This is a genomic window from Thermoleptolyngbya oregonensis NK1-22 (assembly GCF_032705245.1).
Taxonomy (GTDB): domain Bacteria; phylum Cyanobacteriota; class Cyanobacteriia; order Elainellales; family Elainellaceae; genus Thermoleptolyngbya; species Thermoleptolyngbya sichuanensis.
On the sequence record NZ_CP053540.1, the window covers coordinates 852,011 to 873,171 of the forward strand.

At 57.2% G+C, this 21,161-nt stretch carries 19 protein-coding genes; 7 read left to right on the forward strand and 12 right to left on the reverse strand.

From position 1 onward, the window contains the following. Positions 1–47 precede the first annotated feature (47 nt). The gene (locus HNI00_RS03665; RefSeq protein ID WP_316790774.1) at positions 48–344 is read left to right on the forward strand and encodes a hypothetical protein; all 297 of its coding nucleotides are present in this window, start codon (positions 48–50) and stop codon (positions 342–344) included. A gap of 153 nt (positions 345–497) precedes the next feature. Here the strand turns inward: HNI00_RS03665 and HNI00_RS03670 are convergent, their stop codons facing one another. Next, the gene (locus HNI00_RS03670) at positions 498–1,163 is read right to left on the reverse strand and encodes a sugar transferase (RefSeq protein ID WP_297077368.1); all 666 of its coding nucleotides are present in this window, start codon (positions 1,161–1,163) and stop codon (positions 498–500) included. Positions 1,164–1,992: 829 nt separating this feature from the next. Next, complete coding sequence (locus HNI00_RS03675; RefSeq protein WP_316793393.1) at positions 1,993–2,745, reverse strand: IS1 family transposase; 753 nt, start codon at positions 2,743–2,745, stop codon at positions 1,993–1,995. Between the two features lie 460 nt (positions 2,746–3,205). Between HNI00_RS03675 and tnpC the strand changes: the two genes are divergently transcribed. Then, the gene (gene tnpC, locus HNI00_RS03680) at positions 3,206–4,573 is read left to right on the forward strand and encodes an IS66 family transposase (protein ID WP_316790697.1); all 1,368 of its coding nucleotides are present in this window, start codon (positions 3,206–3,208) and stop codon (positions 4,571–4,573) included. Between the two features lie 4 nt (positions 4,574–4,577). Here tnpC and HNI00_RS03685 read toward each other — a convergent pair whose 3' ends face one another. The 3 genes from HNI00_RS03685 to HNI00_RS03695 form a co-directional block, all read right to left on the reverse strand. After that, on the reverse strand, positions 4,578–5,399 hold the full coding sequence (locus HNI00_RS03685; RefSeq protein ID WP_316790778.1) for an IS5 family transposase: 822 nt from the start codon (positions 5,397–5,399) through the stop codon (positions 4,578–4,580). A gap of 460 nt (positions 5,400–5,859) precedes the next feature. Next, on the reverse strand, positions 5,860–6,174 hold the full coding sequence (locus tag HNI00_RS03690; protein WP_316790780.1) for a hypothetical protein: 315 nt from the start codon (positions 6,172–6,174) through the stop codon (positions 5,860–5,862). Continuing rightward, the gene (locus tag HNI00_RS03695) at positions 6,175–7,143 is read right to left on the reverse strand and encodes an Npun_F2552 family protein (RefSeq protein ID WP_316790782.1); all 969 of its coding nucleotides are present in this window, start codon (positions 7,141–7,143) and stop codon (positions 6,175–6,177) included. A 124-nt stretch (positions 7,144–7,267) separates the two neighbouring features. On the opposite strand from HNI00_RS03695, the gene HNI00_RS03700 reads away from it, so the two are divergent. Next, complete coding sequence (locus HNI00_RS03700; RefSeq protein ID WP_316790784.1) at positions 7,268–8,047, forward strand: class I SAM-dependent methyltransferase; 780 nt, start codon at positions 7,268–7,270, stop codon at positions 8,045–8,047. Beyond that, positions 8,047–8,616: a GNAT family N-acetyltransferase gene (locus HNI00_RS03705; RefSeq protein ID WP_316790786.1), complete on the forward strand. Its 570-nt coding sequence runs from the start codon at positions 8,047–8,049 to the stop codon at positions 8,614–8,616. Before HNI00_RS03700 ends, HNI00_RS03705 begins: the two co-directional genes overlap by 1 nt. A gap of 13 nt (positions 8,617–8,629) precedes the next feature. On the opposite strand, the gene HNI00_RS03710 is transcribed toward HNI00_RS03705, so the two are convergent. The 3 genes from HNI00_RS03710 to HNI00_RS03720 form a co-directional block, all read right to left on the reverse strand. Beyond that, positions 8,630–9,901 carry a ferrochelatase gene (locus HNI00_RS03710; RefSeq protein WP_316790788.1) on the reverse strand — a complete coding sequence of 424 codons (1,272 nt, stop codon included), beginning with the start codon at positions 9,899–9,901 and terminating at the stop codon, positions 8,630–8,632. Between the two features lie 280 nt (positions 9,902–10,181). After that, a complete protein-coding gene (locus tag HNI00_RS03715; RefSeq protein WP_316790790.1) occupies positions 10,182–11,321 on the reverse strand; it encodes an aldo/keto reductase in 1,140 nt (379 codons plus the stop codon). Between the two features lie 9 nt (positions 11,322–11,330). Then, positions 11,331–12,359, reverse strand: a complete 1,029-nt coding sequence (locus HNI00_RS03720; RefSeq protein ID WP_316790792.1) for a M28 family peptidase — start codon at positions 12,357–12,359, stop codon at positions 11,331–11,333. A 170-nt stretch (positions 12,360–12,529) separates the two neighbouring features. On the opposite strand from HNI00_RS03720, the gene HNI00_RS03725 reads away from it, so the two are divergent. From HNI00_RS03725 to HNI00_RS03735, 3 genes are all read left to right on the forward strand, one after another. Further along, on the forward strand, positions 12,530–13,441 hold the full coding sequence (locus tag HNI00_RS03725; RefSeq protein ID WP_172356404.1) for an AAA family ATPase: 912 nt from the start codon (positions 12,530–12,532) through the stop codon (positions 13,439–13,441). A gap of 318 nt (positions 13,442–13,759) precedes the next feature. Further along, positions 13,760–14,134: a hypothetical protein gene (locus tag HNI00_RS03730; RefSeq protein WP_172356402.1), complete on the forward strand. Its 375-nt coding sequence runs from the start codon at positions 13,760–13,762 to the stop codon at positions 14,132–14,134. A gap of 67 nt (positions 14,135–14,201) precedes the next feature. Then, complete coding sequence (locus tag HNI00_RS03735; RefSeq protein ID WP_277774138.1) at positions 14,202–14,729, forward strand: DUF456 domain-containing protein; 528 nt, start codon at positions 14,202–14,204, stop codon at positions 14,727–14,729. A 71-nt stretch (positions 14,730–14,800) separates the two neighbouring features. Here HNI00_RS03735 and HNI00_RS03740 read toward each other — a convergent pair whose 3' ends face one another. From HNI00_RS03740 to HNI00_RS03755, 4 genes are all read right to left on the reverse strand, one after another. Next, positions 14,801–15,790: a DUF389 domain-containing protein gene (locus tag HNI00_RS03740; RefSeq protein ID WP_316790795.1), complete on the reverse strand. Its 990-nt coding sequence runs from the start codon at positions 15,788–15,790 to the stop codon at positions 14,801–14,803. Between the two features lie 290 nt (positions 15,791–16,080). Next, on the reverse strand, positions 16,081–17,127 hold the full coding sequence (locus HNI00_RS03745; RefSeq protein ID WP_316790797.1) for a glucokinase: 1,047 nt from the start codon (positions 17,125–17,127) through the stop codon (positions 16,081–16,083). Beyond that, entirely contained in the window at positions 17,124–19,514 is a 2,391-nt protein-coding gene (locus tag HNI00_RS03750; protein WP_316790798.1) for a GumC family protein, read from the reverse strand. The genes HNI00_RS03745 and HNI00_RS03750 overlap by 4 nt, the downstream gene beginning before the upstream one ends. 274 nt (positions 19,515–19,788) lie before the next feature. Continuing rightward, positions 19,789–21,069 (reverse strand): polysaccharide biosynthesis/export family protein, encoded by a 1,281-nt coding sequence (locus HNI00_RS03755; protein WP_316790800.1) that lies wholly within the window; start codon positions 21,067–21,069, stop codon positions 19,789–19,791. Positions 21,070–21,161 lie beyond the last annotated feature (92 nt).

The window sequence follows — 21,161 nt, forward strand, 5'->3', positions numbered from 1 at the left end:
GCCGTCTTTTTGAGCCGTCTTTTTGGGCTTTCTTTGACTAAAACCTGATGTTTCTAGACCGCTACCGATTGCACTGGAGGCTGCTGCGAGCGGAAACCAACCGCGTTGGCGCTGAGGTAGAGCAATGGTCGTATGAGCAACTTGACCAGGATGCGGAAAATCAGCCCCCGCTTGAACGACAGGTCGAAGCAGTACCAGTGATATTTCAAATTGATCGCTGCGATCGCCTCCCAAACCAAGACCTGTGCATTTGTATAGACGCGAAAAGCAAGCTGCCGACGGGATTTGGAATTAAGCCGTCCTATCGCTTTTTCAAGCGACGAGATGGCTCAGTCTATTACTGAAAGTCTACTGAAAGTCCTGAAAGATCCCTCCCCAGCCTACTCTTCACAGCAGAACGTCTCCCGGAGTTGCAGGATAGCCCGCTACTCCAGGAGACGCTAGTTCGGTATGAGTATTTGGTTATGAGTATTGTTCTGGGTATGCAGAGGGATTGCTTAGCAAGCACCACTCTTGTTCAGCACAGCTTGAATCGTCTTGAGAATGAGCTGGATGTCGTAGCCAACGGACCACTTCTTTTGATAGGCCAGATCCATTTTGACGATTTCTTCAAAGTCTTTGACTGTGGAACGCCCGTTTGCTTGCCATTCTCCGGTGATTCCGGGTTTTACGGCGAGGCGCTGGAAGTGGTGGGGGCTGTACTTCGACACTTCATCCTGGGTAGGGGGACGAGTCCCTACCAGGCTCATCTGGCCCATCAGGACGTTCCAAAACTGGGGCAATTCGTCGAGGCTGGTTCGGCGGAGAAATCGTCCGACGCGAGTGATTCTGGGGTCTTTTTCGTTCTTAAAAATGAGTCCTTGAGCTTCGTTTTTAACCAGGTGCTTGACCTTATCGGCATCGACGACCATTGAGCGGAACTTCCAGATGCGGAAAAACTGACCGTTAAGTCCGCAGCGGATTTGGCTGTAGAAGATGGGCCCGGGGTCATCTACCCAGATGGCGATCGCCACTGGAATCAGGATTGCGCCTGTAATCGCCAGCCCCACCAGTGCGCCCAGAACATCAATCAAGCGCTTTGCCTTACTGGTCACCGAGGGATGCACTTCCTTCAATTCGGCTCGTCGCTCAGCGATTTGCATCAGTCTTGAGGAGTAGTTCATGACGGAAGAAGGTTGGCTGGAGGTGACTATCACGGTTTGCTTGCGCTCCTTCACGGTGAGTGGACTGGACAAGGAGAATGATTTGAGAATTCATCAGTTCTGGTTAGCTCCTGATACCTATGCTATGAAGTCGCCCCCAAGCCTGGATAGAACCGTATGCCAAGGTTGCTTGAAGCTTTAATTTGTTCGAGACTTTTTTAAAGTTCCGGTAGGGAAGCAACGTATCAGGTTCTGCTCACAAAGATCGGAACGTTTTGACATAGGAAACAGTCCCCGAAATGCCGTTTGTTTCAGGGTTTGCTCAGTAAATACTGAATAGATGTGACTTTTTCTTGCTACTCGAACAAACTCCTTAATACTGAGGAGGATATTCCTGTTCTCAGTGATTCGATCAGGACAACCGTGGATTTTCTGAAGCTATCTTCTGGGGCATTTTGTGGTCTTGAAATCGCAGATTAAATGAACAATTGCAAGAGCAGCCCTAGTCAGCGCGATCGCCCAGTCAATGTTGATGCAGGTCTGGATGATGCAGGTCTGCCAGTCTATATCAGGGAAACATTACAAAACAAAGAGAGACGCTCGACTCGCTGACCCCGACTCAAGCGGTTCAGGGAAAAAAGACCAGTCTGTACCCTGTGGCTGTTTTTAGCGCTTCTCGTAGATCCTCGATCGGTACACCCTTACGTGGATAAGTGATATCCAAACACGCTATCTCAGTATTCGTGAGATGATGTTGTGATCCGGAGGGCGGCTGATCTTTTACACTTAAAGTTCTCCTTTTCTCGGTAGAAATTCTGAGAGTGGTTCTTGCTTACCCCGGTAGTACCTTTTAGTAAAGGACAGAGGAAAAGCTGAACCCGCCCTGTTCTGCTAGCTTCTCTCTAACACGGTGATTGTAGTCGTGGATGAACGTCCAGATCGCACCAATGTGGTTCTCTAGCTTCTTGGAAAAGGACAGTGTCTTCCTCACCAACCGGGAAATCCGCTGCCTCAGGGTGTTGTTCAGGCGTTCGATGTAGTTCGTCAAACCGCTCTCTTTGCCCACCGCCGCATGGCGTTTGCTTGGGATGACGGTAACGTAGGCCTCCCAGTAATCGGTATAGACTTTGGCACACTGTCGATAGACCGCCGGGATGGATTGCCAGAGGGCGATCGCCGATTCCCGAGAGCGCTCACCGATGTGGCAGCCGATGATTTCTCGGGTATCGGCATCGATCGCCACCCAGACCCACTGCTTGTTGCCTTTGTGATCGACAAAAGACCAGAGTTCATCCATCTGCACCTTCAGCTTGCCTTTCGCCTTGGGGATGACCGCTGCCGCTTTGGGCACGGCTTCGTAGCATGCGTTGACGTAGGTCTGCAGCCAGCTATCCGAGACATCGCTGACCCGGGCAATACCAGCTAGCGGAATTTTCTCCAACAGTAGTAGATCGACGAAAGCCCGAGTGTCCTTATCTTTCGGCTTCCATTGAGGATCCTCGACAAATTGACGGTTGCAGTCTCGACATTTGTAGTTTTGCTTGCCACGCCGGGTGGTGCCGTTCTTGGAGATGTCGTGAGACCCACAGGTTGGACAGGTCATCTCGATAGTCATGGAGCCTTCTCCCCCAAAATCTACGAATAGGACAACGTTACCTTGTTTTTCTGTGTCCTTTACGATAATCCACTACCCTTACCCCTACCTTGATCAGAACAATTTGTTCTCCGACCCAGGCGCTTTAGCCCAAGCTTTAGCCTGCATTATTCATGAAGGGTGGCAAAAGTGTGCAAACTAAGCTCGATTGAGAACAACTCAAGGAATGCTGAGGTAAACCCCTGAACAAAGCGATGCCAAAGCAGGCAAAAATGGCTGAAACAGGGTAAATCAACCGCGAATAGACACACCTCTCCTACGAGAGGCTGAAATTTAACTCAACATCAACCCCTGGGATGCGACCAACTGTTGAGTAGACCTCCTGCATGAATCAGGAAGCGTGTGCCAGGTAATTGCTCAACTAGGTTGACCTGAGCAGGGTCATAGCAGAAGATGATAAGCTTTTGCCATGAAGGAACTGCCCCCCCTCGATGGACTGAGCCATAGCGAAAAGGATGCCCTGATAAGCGGGCTGTGGCAGGAGTTGCAAACGTTGCGAGCGGAGGTGGAAAAGCTGAAGCAAAAACGGGTCAAGAAAACGTCAAAGAATTCGAGTCTGCCTCCATCTCAAGGCTTTAAGCCCAATCAGAGCCGTGTTCAATCAACTTCCGTCAAGGGTGAGGAAACGAGGCATCACCGCAATGGTGGGCGGACATTGAGCCAACAACCAGATCAAGTGGTGATAGCCCAAGCTAAAAGCTGTCCCCACTGTGGGGTCGAAGTTGACTTATCAATGCAGCGATTGAGTGGGATTTACGAGCGCATTGAATTGCCCCGATTGACCCCTCACATCACCCGAGTTGAACGCTACGGTGGGACTTGTCAGTGTTGCCAAAAGGCGTATGAGGCTCCGGTTCCAGTCGGATTAGAGCCAGGGTCTCCCTTTGGTACGAGTGTTGCGAGTCTAGTCACCTATCTACGCTACAGCCATGCTATCAGCTACCAACGGTTGAGCCACTTGATGGGCGACCTTTACGGTCTAAAGCTGTCGGAAGGAGCCATTGCCAATCTCTTGCAACGGGTGCAGGGGCAGCTAGAAACTCCAATTGCCAAGATTGTGGAACGTTTACGCAGTGCTCGGCTAGTGGGTAGTGATGAAACCGGGGCGCGGGTGAATGGGAAAAACCAGTGGGAATGGGTGTTTCAAAACGACCAGGTGTGTCTGCATGTGATTCGTCCCACTCGTGGCAAAACGGTCATTGATACCGTGATGGCTGGGCATCAACCGCAGATTTGGGTGTCTGACTTATTCAGTGCTCAGGCAGCCCATCCAGCCCAAGACTGGCAAGTATGTTTAGCGCATCAACTGCGTGATTGTCAGTATGCGATTGATGCAGGGGATGATTTGTTTGCGCCCCGGATGAAACGGCTGTTGCTCAAAGCCATTGCCTTGCAACGGCGACGACAGATCCTTGCCACCTCGACCGTCGAACAGTATTGCGCTCGATTGGGTGGGTCACTCCGAGAGATTCTCAACTTGCAGCCCAAATCAGTCGAGGGACAAAGGTTGCTCAAACGCTATCAGAAGATTCACGCTCATCTGTTACTGTTTCTGACCGATGAGGCAATCCCGCCGACTAATAATGCAAGTGAACAGGCGTTGCGCTGGAGTGTAATCTTTCGCAAGGTGACCAACGGATTCCGCTCAGACTGGGGAGCAGAGTTATTCGCTCAGGTGCGTTCGCTGGTCAATACTGCAAAGCGTCAGGGCATTTCTGCCTTTGATGCCATTTCTCGTGCCCTTACCTCACATCAGTTCGATTGGCTATTGGGTTGAGTAATTACTGTGCCAGTTCGTAGTTGAGTAGTCCTGCAATCAAGTTCAAGCGCAAGCCAAAGCGTCGTCTCCGGTTGCGATAGCGCCCTGAGAAGATGCGAAAGATCTTGAAGCGACGAATCACATGCTCTACTCTCACCCGCAGTCTCGCTAATGCCCGATTGTGTTGCTTCTCGTCCTCGGCTAACGGTTGGTTGCGTGGTTTTTTGGTGGGCGTACAAGCTCCAGCATGACGCTTGGCAAATCCCTGATACCCGCGGTCAGCTAAACATAACTGCGACGATACCAAGGGCAGGCGGCTTCGTTTGAGCAGCTTGAAGTCATGCGTCTTGCCTTGGTCGATTGCAGTCGCAATCACCTGCCCGTTCTCAAAATCCACCAACAGTTGCGCCTTCAGGGTATGGCACTTCTGCTTGCCACTGTAGTAACGTTTCTGTTTTTTTGGACGTTCAATTTCAACTTCACCTGCGTCTACGATAAACACCTTCCATTCCCATCCAGGCTGGTACAACTGCCGTTGGCTGGGCAAACGAAACTTGCCGCACTTGATCAAGATGTCTTCCACTTTCCTGATAATGCGTCCGACTGTGGTTTCATGCAGTCCCCACCTCGCGCCAATGTGAAACTGGCTGCGGTATTCCCGCCAATATTCCAATGCCACTCGCAATTGGTCTTCCACGCTCAGTTTGTTTTGTCCGCCCCGCTTTCCCTGTCGTTCTAGTTGGGGACGTAACACCTCGACCATCTCGCCAAAGGTTTCCCGGTTAACCCCACAGAATCGCTTAAACTCTCCAGCAGACAGGCTTTGCAAGTCTTGATAAGGCATGGCATTTCCTCCTTGGGTTTAGTTCTGCCATGCGCCTACCCATCTTTGCAAGCTTTTATCCCTAACTGGCACATTCCCTCCCATTCACGCAGGAGGTCTAAGGTGTTTATTACCTATCCCTGTTCGCGAAGCGTGTGCGAAGCACGTAGAATTCGTTAAGGGAAGCGGGTCAAGGTTGAGGCGAGGCAGTATGTTAGTAGACATCGGGCTGTCTGACGTTGGATGGTCGTCCTCAATCCCGGCCTAGTTCCTTTCCCTAATTACCATTTCTCTGGCTCTTAGTGACTTGTATGAGAGGAGCGAAGCAATATGTTAGTAGACATCCTTCTGTCGCTCGCTGCATGGTCGTCTCCTCTCTTACGCTGTTCCGTCTCCCTATAAATTCGCTGCAACGGACGGAACAGAGGTTATCGGTAGGAGTTCAAGCTTATCTGCCGCCGCATAACTTCACCGTTAGCCCTCAGCGCCCTGGTTCTGTCAGCTTCCGGTTGGGTAGGCGATTCGCCCCCCACTTGCGAAGGCTCAGTTCTTCGAGATCTGGTTCAAACCGCACACTCCCAGCCGCTTTCGGGTCAGCCGCAGAGGTTGAGTAGCGACAGATTTCGGTCAGTGTGCAACGCCCCAAAAGGTATCCGGGGGGCGATCGCCCAAAGGTACGGGTGCAAGGAGATGAAGGGCGATCGCCCAAAGGTGTCGGTGCTGCCAGATGAAGGGCGATCGCCCAAAGGTACGGGTGCAAGGAGATGAAGGGCGATCGCCCGGATGCATCCCACACTCAGGTTTCCTGCCGTCGTGCGTAGGCCGTCATCGGCTCTTTGATGAAGCGGATGTAGAGATGGCGGAAGGTGGACTTGATCACGCGGGGCATTCCGAAGTCAATCGGCATGAGGCGATCGGAGAGTTTCCAGTTTTCAATTCGCAGGTCGGCGGGTTGGCAAAGCGGAAAATTGATTTGATGCAAGGACGGACATAGCCCCATCCGCTGGGAGGCGGCAACCGTGGGCACTTGGTCTGGATTGACCTGAAGGATATCGACGAGAGCGCGATCGCACGCAAAGACATCTGCCGACGCAGCCAGCACGCCCAGCATCCTCGGTTCGCCGCTGCTGGGGCCGTTGCCTTCGTGGCCTATGATGCCGTCGGCAATGGTGAGGTTGGGGGCGATCGCCCGTGCAGTTTCGACCAGCATTTCCCCAAAGCGGCGGCTGTCTTTGCCTGCCTCCATGTGCCACCAGGCTTTCATTTTGCCGGGGACGCAGCCAAATAAATTCTTCACACCCAGCGTCAGCGTCAGTTGCATGTGTGACTTCACCTTGGGCAAATTGATCACCACATCTGCTTCCATTGCCTCTCTGCACAGCAGCAGGTGGTTGAAATTCTCGCTCACGGTTTCGTAGCGGCGGCCGTTCCATTCCACAATCGGCAAATTTAGCTCGTCGATTAGCGGCTGATAGCCATTGGCGATCGCCACCCCCCGCGCACTACCAAAGGCGGGACTATCGCCCAAAAACGGCTTGCCGTCTGCCGCCTGCACCAGTTGCGCGACAACGTAGACCAGTTCCCAGCGCGTTACGCATTCCTTTTTCGGTCGTGCCCCCGTCAGCAGGTTTGGCTTGAGCAAGACGCGATCGCCCGGTTTCACGAACGCCCCCATGCCGCCCAGGGGTTCCAGCAGGGTTTGCAGGGCTTGGCGCAGCGATTCATGTTCGTAGCTGGTGGCCCGCAGCAGGCTGACTGTAGACATAACGCAAGACCTAACGCAAGGTTGAAAAACTATCTTGATTTTGCACCATCTCGCCCAAACGAGTAGCCGCTCACCCGTCCCACCGGAAATAATGGAGAAGACCCACCCTATCCCCCATCGCCCCATGCCCTACCGCCGCCTTCTGGCGATCGCCCTCGCCTGCCTGCTCTGGTTCTGCGGAATTTCTCCTACCCGCGCCCAGGATCTTGCGCCCGTGCTAACGCTCGACCCGCCGCCGCCCAATACGGAATTTTATGAATATCGCGTGCTGCACAATCCCGACGGCATTGGCAAATTTTACATGGGGCGAGAAATCGCGCAGGTGATGGGGCATCAGGGGGCGGCGTGGCTGGAGCGGCCGGGGCGATCGCTCCAAGAGCAGCCCGACAAAGTGCTGCCCGCCCTCAACCTAAAGCCAACCGATGTGGTTGCCGACATTGGCGCAGGCACGGGCTATTTCAGCTTTCGCCTGAGTCCCCTAGTGCCCCAAGGCAAGGTGTTGGCAGTAGACATCCAGCCGGAGATGATCGATATTCTTGAATTCTTTAAGCAGGAGGCCGCAGAAGCAGGCACGCCTGCCGACAACGTGGAACCCGTGCTGGGCGAGCCGGATAATCCCCAGCTTGCGCCAGACAGCATTGACCTGGCGCTGATGGTCGATGCTTACCACGAGTTTGAATATCCCCGCGAGATGATGGAAGCCATTTTCAAGGCGCTGAAACCGGGCGGCCGCGTGGCGCTGGTGGAATATCGCGGCGAAAATCCCTTCATCTCCATCAAAGGGCTACACAAAATGACCCAGCGCCAGGTGAAGCAGGAAATGCAAGCAGTGGGGTTGGTCTGGCGAGAAACCAAGGGCTTTTTGCCGCAGCAGCACCTCATGATCTTTCAAAAACCTGCGTAATGCACTGGCACATCCGCGATTTGCAGCCCGATGAACCCGACACGATTCGGCAATTGGCGGCAATGCTGGTGGATGCCTTTGGTCAGATGGAGCATGGCTGGCGCGATATGCCGTCTGCGGTGGCAGAAGTGGAAGAATCGCTGGCGGGCGATCGCCTCAGTCGGATTGCCATCTTGCCGTCGGGTGAAGTGATTGGCTGGATTGGGGCGATCGCCCAGTATGGTGGTTCTGCTTGGGAGCTACATCCGCTGGTGGTGCAGCGCAACTGGCGCGGGCGGGGTGTCGGGCGATCGCTCGTACAAGACCTGGAACAACAAGCCGCGGCGCAGGGTGGCCACACCCTGTATCTGGGCACAGACGACGAACTGGGTCAAACCAGCCTGTTTGGGGTTGACCTCTACTCTGACCCATTTCAGCACATCGCCCAAATTCGCAATCCTGGCAACCACCCCTACGAGTTTTATCAAAAGATGGGCTTTCAGATTGTCGGTGTGCTGCCCGATGTCAACGGGCCCGGCAAGCCCGACATCCTCATGGCAAAACGGCTAGTGCAGAATTTCCTGACCTGAAGTCGTACCTATCTCAATGCCTGTGAGAATGCTCACCGTGGGAAGGCTGGCGGGAATGGTCATGCGTATGTCCGTGGGCATGGCGATGCTCAGTTGGGTGAGCAGATCCAGAATCATGCGAGTGGGAATGCCCGTGGGAATGCTCATGGTGATGGTGATCTGCATAGGACTGGGCCAGGGCGATCGCCAGCGATGGATTCACCGCCAGTGCCTCTGCCTCCAGCAAATCAGCAATCTGCCCATCGGCCCAATCTGCTGCCATTTGCAGAAAGTCGGGGTGGTCATTAACGCAGGGCATCTGCACGTAGGTCACTTCAGGATGGCGACGACGCAGCCCGTGGATGATGTGATCCACATCCAGCAGGGTTTCGTGGTTTTCGGTGGCAAAGCCAATGGGCATGAACACCAGCGCCGTTGCGCCCAAGTCGATCAGGTTTTTGGCGGCCAGTTCGGCATTGGGCTGGGTCCACTCGATCAGCGGTGTTTGGTGATTCAGCCAGCCGACGGAAATCAGCGGATAGCGGTGAATCAGCTTTTCGCGCACCCGCTCATAGAGCGCCTGACTTTCGTCAATGCCGGAGGTAAAGCCCTTAGCCTTGTGAGGACAGCCGTGATTCATCAGCACAATGCCCGTCTGTGACGGCAGGTGCGCCACCGCCAGGTCAGCATGAATCTTGTCTTCGACCAGCCGCGCCATCAGGTCGATGTATTCCGGCTCGTTGTAGAAGGAGGGAATGTAGCGCGTGCCTTTGAGCCAATGCTCGGAACCGACAAAGGTTTTCGCCAGGGCTTTGTTAACCTGCTCCACCGCGATGCCGCTGGTAAAGATTGAGTCCACCACTAGCAGTGGATAAATTAGCAGCTTGTCGAAGCCCTCTGCCTGGATTTGCGCCAGCACTTGCTCCGGCAAAAACGGGGCGCAGAAGTTGAACGCCTTGAAGACCTTGATGCGATCGCCCCATTTTTCCTTCAGCCGCGCCTCGATACCTGCCCGCTGCTGCTCAAAGATGGCATTGTGCGGCGAGATAAAGTGATCGTGCTGATGCTGCCACTCGTGTAGGTCAAACACGGCCAGCAGCTTAGCCAGCGGCGGATAGAGCCAGGTGGGGACGGGGGCAAATTTTGCCGTCAGCAGGTTCAGCGCCTGCTCGTTGTAGTTAGCAAAGTCTTCGTAGCTCTCGACCTCGCCGTAGCCCATCAGCAACACCGCCACTCGGCTGGACGGGGCCGCGCCGGAGGAAAGCTCGGCGGGAGTTTGCTCAAGTCGTTCGGGAGTAGCAACCACGCGATACACCTACCAGTTAACGTATGGGGGCAATGTGACAAGGAATACAGGGATACATTGAAGCGGTTCCCAGCATCCTCCATAGCCTAGCATCCCCCTACCGGGTATGGGCATTTTTCCCCGCAATCTCTAACATTCGTGGGAACTGCGTCGGGCGGCAGGCGAAACTGCCAGGTGTGTTCGACCTGCATCAGCCCAGAGGCAGGGCTTTGTCAGGTAGATTTTCGGCCCAGAGGGACGTAGCACGATAGGTTGATGTCTCATTTTTGCAGCAGAGGCATTAACCCCAGAGGCGGCGACGCGGCGATCCGCCCAGGCGGCGATGGGCATCGCGCAGCAGAGTGGGGATATCCAGCGCTTCGGGACAGCGCGGCAGGCAGTCGCCACAGTCGGTGCAGCGATCGCCCCGGCGACCAGGAAACCAGTGCCCCGCGTTTTCAAACATGCCGTAGCGATAGGTGCTGTATTGGGTCATGTCGTAGGCCACTGCTAGGTTTCGCAGCCGCAGCACTTCGGGAATGTGGATGTCTTCGGGGCAGGGCAGGCAGGCATAACACTGGCTGCATTGGTCGGTTCCCAAGACGGCAGATTGGTGCGATCGCAGCCGTTCCAAAATCTCTACCTCTGCGTCTGTGAGCGGGTGCGTTTGGTCTGCCATTTCCAGGGGCCAGTCCAGTTCCTCTGGTTTGGCTGCGCCCAAGCTGAGGGTGGTGATGCGCGGGTCGCTGAGTAGCCAGCGATAGCCCAGGTGCAGCGGCGATTGGGGGCGGCATAGCGTGTCCAATTGTTCTGGCGGCGTGTAGAGCAGGCCGCCTTTGTCCGCTGGGGAAATGATGAACACACCCATGTCCTTTTGGTGCGCCAGTTCAACTGCGGCTGCGTTGCGCTGGAAAAACAGGGTGTAGTGCAAGTTCACAAACTGGAACTGGTCGGTGGCGATCGCCCCCAAAATCACATCCAGCGGCCCATGCGTCGAAAAGCCCACCCACCGCACGCGCCCATCGGCGATCGCCGCCCGCACCGCCGCCATGCAGCCCTTTTCCGCCGTCACCATCGCCAGATGTTCTGCCGTATTCACCCCATGAATCGCCAAGCAGTCTACGTAGTCCAGCCCTAGCCGCGCCAGCGATTCGTCAATGCCCCGCGCCATTGCATCAGCATCGGTGGTGGGTGGCAGCTTGGTGGTGATGATCAGATCTTCCCGCTTTGCCCGCTCTTCCCGCCGCAGCCCTGCCAGCGCCTTGCCCAGAAAGATTTCGCTGTTGCCATAGCCCCGCGCCGTCTCGATGTGGTTGATGCCGAGGGCGATCGCCCGCTCCACCGTCTGCCGCGCCGTTTCTGCCGAGGCCAGATAGCGCATCGTCCCCAGCGAGAAGACAGACAGGTGCAGATAGGTTTTCCCAAAGCGGCGATAGTGCATGGCTGCGAGTTACGCTTGCGAGTCGCCCTCATGCAGGAGCCAGTCCACTGCCTTCACTACCAGCCGCGCCGAACCCAGGAAAAACGCTGTATTGAGCGTGTCGGGGGTGTCGCTGGGCTGGTGATAGTGGGGATTGCGGAAGTTGGCGGTGTCGGTGAGCAGCACTGCGCTGATGCCCGCTTTCCAGAAGGGGGTGTGGTCGCTGCGGAGGAGGTCGGGAGTGAGGTCGCCCAGCAGCGGCACGGCCAGGCTGAGGACGGGGGGGACGGCGGCAGACGGGGCATCGGCAATCTGGTGAAACGCCTGGATGAGCGGGGGGCGATGCCCGTAGGGATTGTGTTGCAAATCGCCAAGCACCGCCAGAAAATTGCCCCGATCCGTCGATGGGGCGATCGGCAGCATCGCCGGATAGGACTGGCAGCCCGCCACGTCGCAGCCATAGCCGATCATGTCCATCACCACCGCGCCCCGCACCCCCTGCCGCCGCGCCGCCTCCGCCACAAACGCCTCGCTGCCCTCCAGCCCCGCCTCTTCCCGGTCAAACAGCACCAGTTCCAGGCGGGCGGGCGCGTCCTGCGGGTCGAGCAGCCGAGCCGCTTCCAGCACGGTTGCCACAGCCGTCGCATTGTCGTCGGCTCCGGGGGAATCCTTCACTGTGTCGTAGTGGGCCGCCAGCAGCAGTTTGGGACGATCCGGCGGCGCGTCTGGGCGGGTGGCGATCAGGTTCTCTCCAGCGGTTTCGCCTGCGCCGAAGAGCTGACGCGCCACCTGCCAGCCCGCTGCGGTGAGCGATCGCTCGATATATTCTGCTGCCCGCTGGCGATCGCCCGCTTCGTATCGCACAAAGCTGAGCGCCTGCACATCTCTCAAGAGCCGTTCGGGGTTGATGTCAGGCGTAGACAGGGCTGGCCGCAAAGCGACGGGCTGTGGGCGGGAGTGCGATTCTCCCAGAAATCCCGCTGGCAGCAGCCCCGCTACTAGCCCTACCAGCAGCGCGATCGCCAGCCACAGCCCCACCCAACGCCATCGAATTCGCATGGTGAACGGTTCAGCGCGTTGCAAAATGAATCCCCGATCATCCTAGCGCCATTGCCGGGCCTTGGGAAATCGCGGCAGTCCTGGGCAAAACCCGCAGAATTCCTGCCCCGATTGCGGGCGATCGCTGCCATGATGGAGCAGAGCGTTTCGCAACTCTGCGCCAGCCTATCATGAGAGACCGCATCGAACAGCTTGTAGAAAATTTGGGACGCACCATCGTCGGCAAGTCGGAGGCGATTCGGCTGGTGCTGGTGGCGCTGTTTTCGGGCGGCCACGCACTGCTGGAGGACGTGCCGGGGGTGGGCAAAACGCTGCTGGCCAAGTCCCTAGCGCGATCGATTGACGGCCAGTTTCAGCGGCTGCAATGCACGCCCGACCTGCTGCCGTCGGATGTCACCGGGACGAATATCTGGAATCCCCGCAGCGGCGAGTTTGTGTTTATGCCGGGGCCCGTGTTTGCCAACGTGGTGCTGGCCGACGAAATCAACCGCGCCACGCCCCGCACCCAGTCTGCCCTGCTAGAAGTGATGGAAGAACAGCAGGTGACGGTGGATGGCGTGTCGCGCCGCGTGCCCACGCCCTTCTTTGTCATCGCCACGCAAAACCCGGTGGAATATCAGGGCACCTTCCCGCTGCCCGAAGCCCAGATGGATCGCTTTGCCCTCTCGCTGAGCCTGGGCTATCCGACGGAGCTAGAAGAATTGCAGATGTTGCAGCGGCTAGATGGCGGCAGTGTGCCCACCGAAGCGTTGCGCCCCTGCCTGTCGCTGGAGGAGGTGCAGGCGCTGCGACAGAAGTGTGCGGCGGTGCATGTAGAGCCGCATTTGCAGCAGTATATGCTGAGCTTGGTGCGGGCGACGCGGCAGGATGAGGAGATTTTGCTGGGCGTGAGTCCACGGGGGACGGTGGCGCTGCATCGGGCCGTGCAGGCGATCGCCTTTTTGGAAGGACGCGACTACGCCATCCCCGACGACGTGAAGTATCTGGCCCCGTTCGTGCTGGCCCATCGCCTGATTCCCGCAGGCGGCCGCAAAGCGCGGCTAATCGTCGATCGTCTGCTGCACACGGTGGCGATTCCGTAGCAGCGATGAGGGGAGGGCTGGAATGGTGGAGGGAGGAAAACGAAGAACGAAGAGCGAAGAACGAAGAGCGAAGAACGAAGAGCGAAGAACGAAGAGCGAAGAACGAAGAACGAAGAGGGAAGAGGGAAGAGGGAAGAGGGAAGGGGTTCTGGTTTTCGATTTTTCCGTCCCTTTCGCCTGTCACCAAAATCATCCCGTCACCCAAATCTCCCCACCAGTGCGCCCAAGGGTGCCGATTCCGGCTAGATTGATGTTAAGGAATATTTTCTTTTTGGTTTTTCCGTTTCATCCTCTGAATCTGCACTGAAGGAGTCCGTTGTGCCGTACTACTACTCAAGCGCTCCGTATTTTTTGTTTGTGGCGGGGCTGTTGGCGGGGCTGGCATCGGGTGCGGCCTTTTCGGCAACCCTCAAGCAGCAAGTCAACGAATGGGACAAAAATCGCTCGACCCGCACGCTGGCAAATATGCAGGGGCCGCAGCTTTTGGTGCCGTTTTTGGGAATTTCCGGCGGCGTGTGCTTCTTTCTGGCGGCGGGGCTGGAAATTTTCGGCTTCCCCACCAAGTTGGCCTACGCGGTTGCCATTCCGCTGACGGTTCTGACTGGACTGCTGGTGTGGACTCAACTGGCACGACTGCTGGAGCAATTGGAGCGTGGCGGCTCTAAGGCGCTCGATCTGGACTCTTTTGGCTAAAGTGAAGGAGTGGCGAAAGACTGCATCTCGACCTCTACGCCAAACCTCTATCCCTTAACCCCTAAACATGGTCTACCTCTACTGGATTCTTGTCGCGGTGATGCTGGTGGGCGTGATCGGTTCCATTGCGCCTGCGATTCCGGGAATTGGGCTGATTGCGCTGGCGATCGCCGTTTGGGGACTCGTCAATGGATTTACCGGACTGGGCATTCCCCTGACGGTGGCGGTGGTGTGCCTGCTGGTGGGCACGGGGGTCGATTTTCTGGCCACCTACCTGGGCGCGAAAAAAGCCGGCGCTAGCAAGTGGGGGCAAATTGGCGCAGTGGTGGGGCTGCTGCTGGGCGTGTTTGGGCTGCTGCCTGCGCTGCCCTTTGGCGGCCCGTTTTTGGGCTTGCTGATTGGCCCCATCGCTGGGGCGATTTTGGGTGAGTTTCTGTTTCGCAAGGATCTGTGGCTGGCGATTAAGGCCGGTTTGGGGATTGTGGTGGGGTCGCTGATTGGGCGGCTGGTGCAGTTCATTCTGGCGATCGCCACCTTTGCGGTTTTCCTATGGACGACGCTGCCTACCGTAACCGCAGTTCCGGGCGCTGCCTGATATTGGTTATTGGTTACAAGAGGGTTATAAGAGAGTCCTGATATTGGTTGGAAGAGATGCAGCGTGGCCCTCTAGGGTTCGCGCCGCACTTCTTCGACCTGACTGACGGACAGAATCAGCGTCATGGGTCGTCCCAATTCTCGGCTCACAAATTCCTCCAGCAGTTCCACCTGGCGCGGGGTGACGGGTTCTCGGCTCCGCACCGTCAGCCGCACCTCTGGGGGCTGGGTATACCAGTTGATGTCGCTATCGACCAATTGAACACGCTGAAAGGTTGCCGTGCGCGTCAGCAGCGCCCGTTTCAGGGTGGCCTCAAGCTGGTTTTGCTGCACCATTTGCACAAAGCTGACCCCCAGCGGAATCAGCAACAGCCCGGTGAAGGTGAAGGCCCACAGCAAGGCTCTTTGCGCCTGTTCGATAGGCGTATAGCCCGCCAACAAAAAGGTCAACATGCAGGACAGCGTAATCCCCAACAGGTTGGTGAGGTAGAGCAGCGTCGCCCCTAGGCTGAGGTTCCAGTCGCCCTGGGAGAGGCCCAGCCCAATCACGCAAACGGGTGGCATGAGCGCAACGGCGATCGCCGTTCCGGGCAGCGAGGCCGACACTTTGGGATTGATCTTGGCGTAGCCGCTCACCCCGCCAGCCGCCACGGCCACGCCCAGATCCAGCAGGTTGGGGCTGGAGCGGGCCAGCACCTCGCTGCCAAAGCTGGCAATGCCCACAACGCGCCCCAATAGCCAGGCGATCGCCAGGGCCAGCAGCGTTCCCAGCAAAACCGACGCAGCCGCTCGCCGCACCAGCAAAATGTTCCCCTCCAGCGCCCCAAAGGCCAGCGCTCGAATTGGCAACATCAGGGGAGCGATAATCATTGCGCCGATGATCACAGCCGCGCTGTTGGACAGCAGCCCAAAGGTGGCGATCGCGCAGGACGTGACGACCAGCACCAAGTAGGGCGTATCCGCAACGGACTCGCTCAGCATGTCGCTATGCAGGCGCTCCAGTTCCGAGAGGTTGATCCGCCCCCGCTGGAGCGTTTTCACCGTCTCCCAAAAGTTCGCCATGAATAGCGCTATCCGTCTTCGCCTCATCGCTCCTCCTCCCTGCTGGGCGATGCAAGCAGATGGTCATCCCCGTTCAGGAGACGCGAGTCCTTTCAGACGCAAGTCCTTTCAGACGTAGCCTGCCGCATCGCAGATATCACGCTTACAGGGACTATCATTTCAGATGATGGAGCCAGATGATAACAGGACTTACGCACTTGCGATAAGCTCCTTGGGTCTTGGACAATTTCTCGCGGGCTGCGCCCGCGAGAAATTGTCCAACTGCGTAAGTCCTAGATAAATCAACTTCGCTATAGTCGGGCGGCTCTTACGGCGGCCCCAATCAGCCCGACCTGAGGATTCAGCACTACATGCACCGGGACTTGCTCCAGCAGGGGACTCATGCGCCCCTTGTCGAGAAATGCCTCCATAAAGCCGCCCGCCTTTAGCACGTCCAGGTTTTTGGCTGCGATGCCGCCTGCGATGTAGAGACCGCCAAAGGGCAGCAGTTTCAGCGCTAGGTTGCCTGCTTCGGCTCCGTAGGACGAGGCAAAGAGGGTCATGGTCTGCTGGCAGAGGCGATCGCCCGCCTGAGCGCCAAGGGAAATCACTGCGCCCGGATCGACGGATTTTTCTGCCTTGCCCGCCTCGCGCTCCCAGGTGAGGATTTTTGCGCCGATGTCGGGCGACTCTTCGGCAAGCTGGCGATCGCGCAAAAACTGATAAATTGACACAATCCCTTGCCCCGACACGATGCGCTCGGCCGAGAGGCGATTGATGCTGAGCTTGTCTAGCAAATACTTCAGCAGTTGAAATTCCAGTTCTGAACGGGGCGCAAAATCAGCGTGCCCCCCCTCCGACGGGTAGACGTAATACACGCCCCCCTGAGGAATCAAGAAGCCTTGACCCAGTCCTGTGCCTGCGCCAATGACGGCGATGGGGGCGTTGGACTGGGGCTTGCCGGCCTGGAGCGTGTAATAGTCGTCTTCACCCAGGCCCAAAATGCCGTAGCCGACGGCTTCAAAATCGTTGATCAGGCTGATATTGGGAATGTTGAGTTCGCGGCTGAGGCGATCGCCCTCCAGGGTCCAGGAGAGATTGGTCAGCACGGAGGTATTGTTGACCACGGGGCCGGCGATTGCAAAGCAGGCTTTCTCGATTCCAGGAGCGCAGCCCATGCAGTCTTCGGCATCTGCCAGAAACGCCCGCACCATCGGCACGAGGTCGAGATATTCCGCGCTGACGTAGCGCATCTCGTGGAGCGTTTGCAGCTTAATCGGGCCGTCGTCGCTGTGAACTTCTGCCAGCCGCAGAATGGTCTTGGTGCCGCCGATGTCGCCTGCCAAAAGTCGAGTCATGATGCGATGTCATCCACAAATAGGGGGTCTAGAACGGGCTGGGGGGCTTCGTCCGCGTCGTCGTCCTCAACGTCCTCAAAGTCATCGACATCGACATTGTAGGCAGGATTGTAGTCGGGTTCCAACTCGGCTGCCGCCGCTGCCCAAATTCCTTCGGAATCTTCATCGTACTCGTCGTATTCATCATCCTCTTCAGATACTTCGGCAGGGGCGATCGCCCGATTGGCCACCGTGCCGATAATGGGCAGGTGAAATTCCTCCAGCTTTTTCAGCACCTCTTTGGTCTTGGAATAGGCCGTCTGGCGCACTGCCAGCACCAGCAAGATGCCGTCTGCCTGGGCTGCCAAAAAGTTGGCATCCACCGTGCTGCCCAGGTTGGGCGTGTCGTACAGGATCAGGTCAAACTGGGCATCAAACGCCGCCATCAGGTCTTTCATCTGGGGCGAGGCCAGCATTTTGGTGGTGCCGGGGGGCGTTTGCCCTGCGGTGAGGATGCACAGATGCTCCAGGCTGGGGCACTCCTGGATGGCATCTTCGGGATAGACCTTTTGGGCCAGCAGTTCGCTCAGCCCGCATTCGTTCGGCAAGTTCAGAATGCTGTGCAGCTTGGGCGATCGCAGGTTAGCATCCACCAGCAGCACGCGCTGCCCCGCCGCCGCCGCCGTCTGCGCCAGGTGGAGGGCAGTGGTGGTCTTGCCGTCGCCCGCCGCAGGAGAGCAAACGACGAGCGATCGCACCAGGTTGTTGGGGTTCAGGAACCGCAGGCTGGCGTAGAAATTGTTCACTGCGTCCAGAAACGGGAAGGCATCCTCGCTCAGTTCCCCACTGCTGGGCGCAATGCTGAGCAAGCTGCCGCAGGGGTCGGCCGTGGCGCAGGCCGGCAGCACCCCCAGCAGAGGCACGGGCACGGCATCTTTCACGTCTTCTGCGCCGAAAAAGATGTTTTGCCGCTTTTCAATCAGCACTGCCGTTCCCAGTCCCAGCACCAGCCCGGCCACCATGCCCATCATCAGCTTCTTGCGAGAGCTATTGGGGTCGGGAATGGCAGCGCCGCTAGGATCACGAGGCAGCATGGGTTCTGAGATCAGTTCCCACGGCACTTGCGTCTGGGCGGCTTCCACTCGCAGCGTCTCGCGCTGCCCCAGCAGTTGATCCAGTGTGCGGGTGGCCACGCCCAGCTCGCGCTGAATCTCGGCATACCGACGGGCGATCGCCGGAAACTGCTGCACCTGGCGCGAAACCTCTGCCTGTCGCCGCGCCAAAAACTGATCCCGCATCTGCAACACCTGCATCTCGTTAGCCGTCGTGATCAGTTGTTGAATCAGCCCCAGCCGCAGCGAGTCTTGATAGGTCAGCGAATCCGCCTTGCGGGCAAGCTGTGGCCCCAAAATGCGATTGGCCTGCTGCCCCAGCACGGTCGTCAAATTGGCCTGCCGCTGTCGCAATCGCTGAATAATCGGGCTTTCGTCAGTAAAGCGACTCGACTCCAGCGCAATCTGACTGTCGATTTCGTTGATGCTGCTGAGCAACTGCTGATAGCGGGGATCTTGGCTGAGGGCCGAAGCGGCGATCGCCTCATTGGGCGACAGACCCAACTGCCGTTGCAGCGTGTTGTAAAGCACGCGCTGTTCTTGAATCTGCTGCTGGGTTGCGACTTGCTGCTCTGTCACCGTCTGGAGTTGCGAAAAGATTTGCCCCCCTTGTGAAGATGGATCGATTAGCTCGTAGGATTGCTGCAATTCCTGGAGTTGTTTTTCTAGCTCCGCCACCCGCCGTTGCAGGCTAGGAAGCTGATCTTCGATGAACTTCACCCCCTCACTAATGCGAGACTTGCGATCCTCCAGGCTATAGCGCAGATACTTGCTCGCCAGCTCATTCAGCACCATCTGCACCAGTTCCGCATCGGAGCCAGAGTAGCCCACCTGCAAAATCTTCGTTTCCGTTGTGCGGGTATTGCCAATCCGCCCCAGCTCTAACCCCTGGATGAGTTGAAAGTAAGTAAACGCTGGGTACTTCGCCTGAACCTTTTCATACACCTCTTCCAGCACCTTGGGACTCCGCAAAATTTGCAGTTGCGTCGGATAGTCCAGGCTGAAAATGTCCCGACTGGGCACACCGCCCGCAGAACGGGTCAGCGCCGTTGGCTCGGCAATCCGCGCCTCCGAGGTCACAGGCTCCACCAGCAGTTGAAAGTTGCCGCGATAGGTGGGCAGATCAGAGGCAGTGGATAACCAAGCGGCGATCGACAGTGCCCCCGTCATTCCTCCAATGATCAAGATCTTCCGCTTCACCATGCGGATCAGTCCGCCGATCGGCAGTCCGCCCTTTTTCGGAGCGCTGGCTTCCCCTGGCTCATCGAGGGCTTGCAAATCCAAATCCTGATCCATAGTTTTCTCGCTGTGATGTCTCTCGCAATGCGGGGTCATCCATTTGCCTATGGAAACCGCTAGGGCTTAAAGGCTGATAGGAACCCCTGAATTTTTTGCTTAGAACCTTGAGAATCCGCGCTTAAATTTCAGGTTGAACGCCCTACTCTGAAAAGCATTTTTTGAAAGGCGTTTTTTGAAAGGCGGTTCTAGAATGCACCCCCAACCGAACCAGCCATGCGTCTTCGCCAGAAATTGCCCAAACCCTGAGCCATTTGGGTAGCTCCCCTCTGCTCTAGGGGTTCCGAGGAGACGGGGCCAGGAGATTGCCCAACCCATCAAACACGCGAAAAATGGAAAACACGCCGTTGAGCGGGCTGAGCAGCGTATTTAGGAAATCAGAGGTAGATGCGAGGGACGATCGCCCGACGACGATAATGTCGTTACTGCGAAGCGGCGGATTGGTGGCATCGTTCAGGCTGGCCGCAAAATCAATCTCTACATCACGCTTCGTCACGGTTCCGTCGGGATTTAGCCGGATCAGACTGACTTCGCTCTGGCGGGCCCGCTGCCGATTGAACCCGCCCGCCGCCATGATGGCCTGATTCAGCGAGACATTCGGCGGCAGCGCAATAGTGCCCGGTCGCATCACCTCGCCCACGATGTTGACGTTAATCGTAGCGGGGGAAAAGCTGGCGGCAGCGATCTGGGCGGATTCTGCCGGGTCGATAGTGTCGGCCTGAGGAATGACCACCGTATCACCATCTTGCAGCGCAATATCTTGAGAAATGTCGCCGGCCTGCAAGAATCGCCACAGATCAACTGTAATGCTCTGCTCTCCGCTGGGCGTGGGGCGGCGTACCTCGATAGCCCGCACGTTGGCCAATTGGGTGATGCCGCCTGCCGCCTGGATGGCGGTGCTGACGGTTTGCTTTTGGGAGGTTGCGCCCGTTGCTGGGTTGACGGTGTAAATTCCAGGGCGATTCACCTGACCGATAATCCCAATCCGCATGGGACGGGGAGCCAGCAGCGTTACGGTAATCAGCGGATCGTCGATATAGCGGGCGTAGCGCTGAGCCAGGGTGTTGGCGGCCTGCTCCAGCGTCATGTTCTGCACCGATACATTGCCAATCCAGGGCAGGTTTAGAGAGCCATCCGACAGAATGGTGTACTGCCCGTTCTGCCCGCTGAATTCTGGCACGTCGAAAATATCAATGCGAATCGCGTCGCCTGCGCCCAGGATGTAGGTATCGCGGCTTTGGGCGGCGGGTAGGGGCTGTTGGAGGGTGAAGGGCGAGTCCGTTTGGGGTGCGGTGGGCAGGAGCGGCATCAAGGGCTGCAACCCCGGTTGGGGCGAGGGTTGTCCCTGCGCTGGGGCGTTTGTCATCGGCGCAGCAGGAGAGGTCGGGGTTGCTGTCCATCCTGTCGAAGCCGTGCCGGTCGAAGACGTTTGCGCGGCAACAGGGAGGGCGATGGCGCTAATGACGGGCAGGGTGATAGTGCCAATGAAAACTGTTAATGCCGTATTAACACGGATATTGTTGCGGTGGGCGATTGGACGGACCCGCTGCGGCACAGGAGGGCAGAGAGCGTCGGGAAGATGAGTCGCAACAGTCTGGATTGGGGGTGTCATAGACGCTGATTTTTAAGTGAGACGCATCTTTGCGA

Coding starts and splice junctions, on each gene's coding strand:
- HNI00_RS03670 (WP_297077368.1), bottom strand. CDS start 1,163: ATGAACTACTCCTCAAGACTGATGCAAATCGCTGAGCGACGAGCCGAA.
- HNI00_RS03715 (WP_316790790.1), bottom strand. CDS start 11,321: ATGCACTATCGCCGCTTTGGGAAAACCTATCTGCACCTGTCTGTCTTC.
- HNI00_RS03700 (WP_316790784.1), top strand. CDS start 7,268: ATGCCCTACCGCCGCCTTCTGGCGATCGCCCTCGCCTGCCTGCTCTGG.
- HNI00_RS03675 (WP_316793393.1), bottom strand. CDS start 2,745: ATGACCTGTCCAACCTGTGGGTCTCACGACATCTCCAAGAACGGCACC.
- HNI00_RS03695 (WP_316790782.1), bottom strand. CDS start 7,143: ATGTCTACAGTCAGCCTGCTGCGGGCCACCAGCTACGAACATGAATCG.
- HNI00_RS03725 (WP_172356404.1), top strand. CDS start 12,530: ATGAGAGACCGCATCGAACAGCTTGTAGAAAATTTGGGACGCACCATC.
- HNI00_RS03720 (WP_316790792.1), bottom strand. CDS start 12,359: ATGCGAATTCGATGGCGTTGGGTGGGGCTGTGGCTGGCGATCGCGCTG.
- HNI00_RS03685 (WP_316790778.1), bottom strand. CDS start 5,399: ATGCCTTATCAAGACTTGCAAAGCCTGTCTGCTGGAGAGTTTAAGCGA.
- HNI00_RS03705 (WP_316790786.1), top strand. CDS start 8,047: ATGCACTGGCACATCCGCGATTTGCAGCCCGATGAACCCGACACGATT.
- HNI00_RS03740 (WP_316790795.1), bottom strand. CDS start 15,790: ATGGCGAACTTTTGGGAGACGGTGAAAACGCTCCAGCGGGGGCGGATC.
- tnpC (WP_316790697.1), top strand. CDS start 3,206: ATGAAGGAACTGCCCCCCCTCGATGGACTGAGCCATAGCGAAAAGGAT.
- HNI00_RS03745 (WP_316790797.1), bottom strand. CDS start 17,127: ATGACTCGACTTTTGGCAGGCGACATCGGCGGCACCAAGACCATTCTG.
- HNI00_RS03750 (WP_316790798.1), bottom strand. CDS start 19,514: ATGGATCAGGATTTGGATTTGCAAGCCCTCGATGAGCCAGGGGAAGCC.
- HNI00_RS03735 (WP_277774138.1), top strand. CDS start 14,202: ATGGTCTACCTCTACTGGATTCTTGTCGCGGTGATGCTGGTGGGCGTG.
- HNI00_RS03665 (WP_316790774.1), top strand. CDS start 48: ATGTTTCTAGACCGCTACCGATTGCACTGGAGGCTGCTGCGAGCGGAA.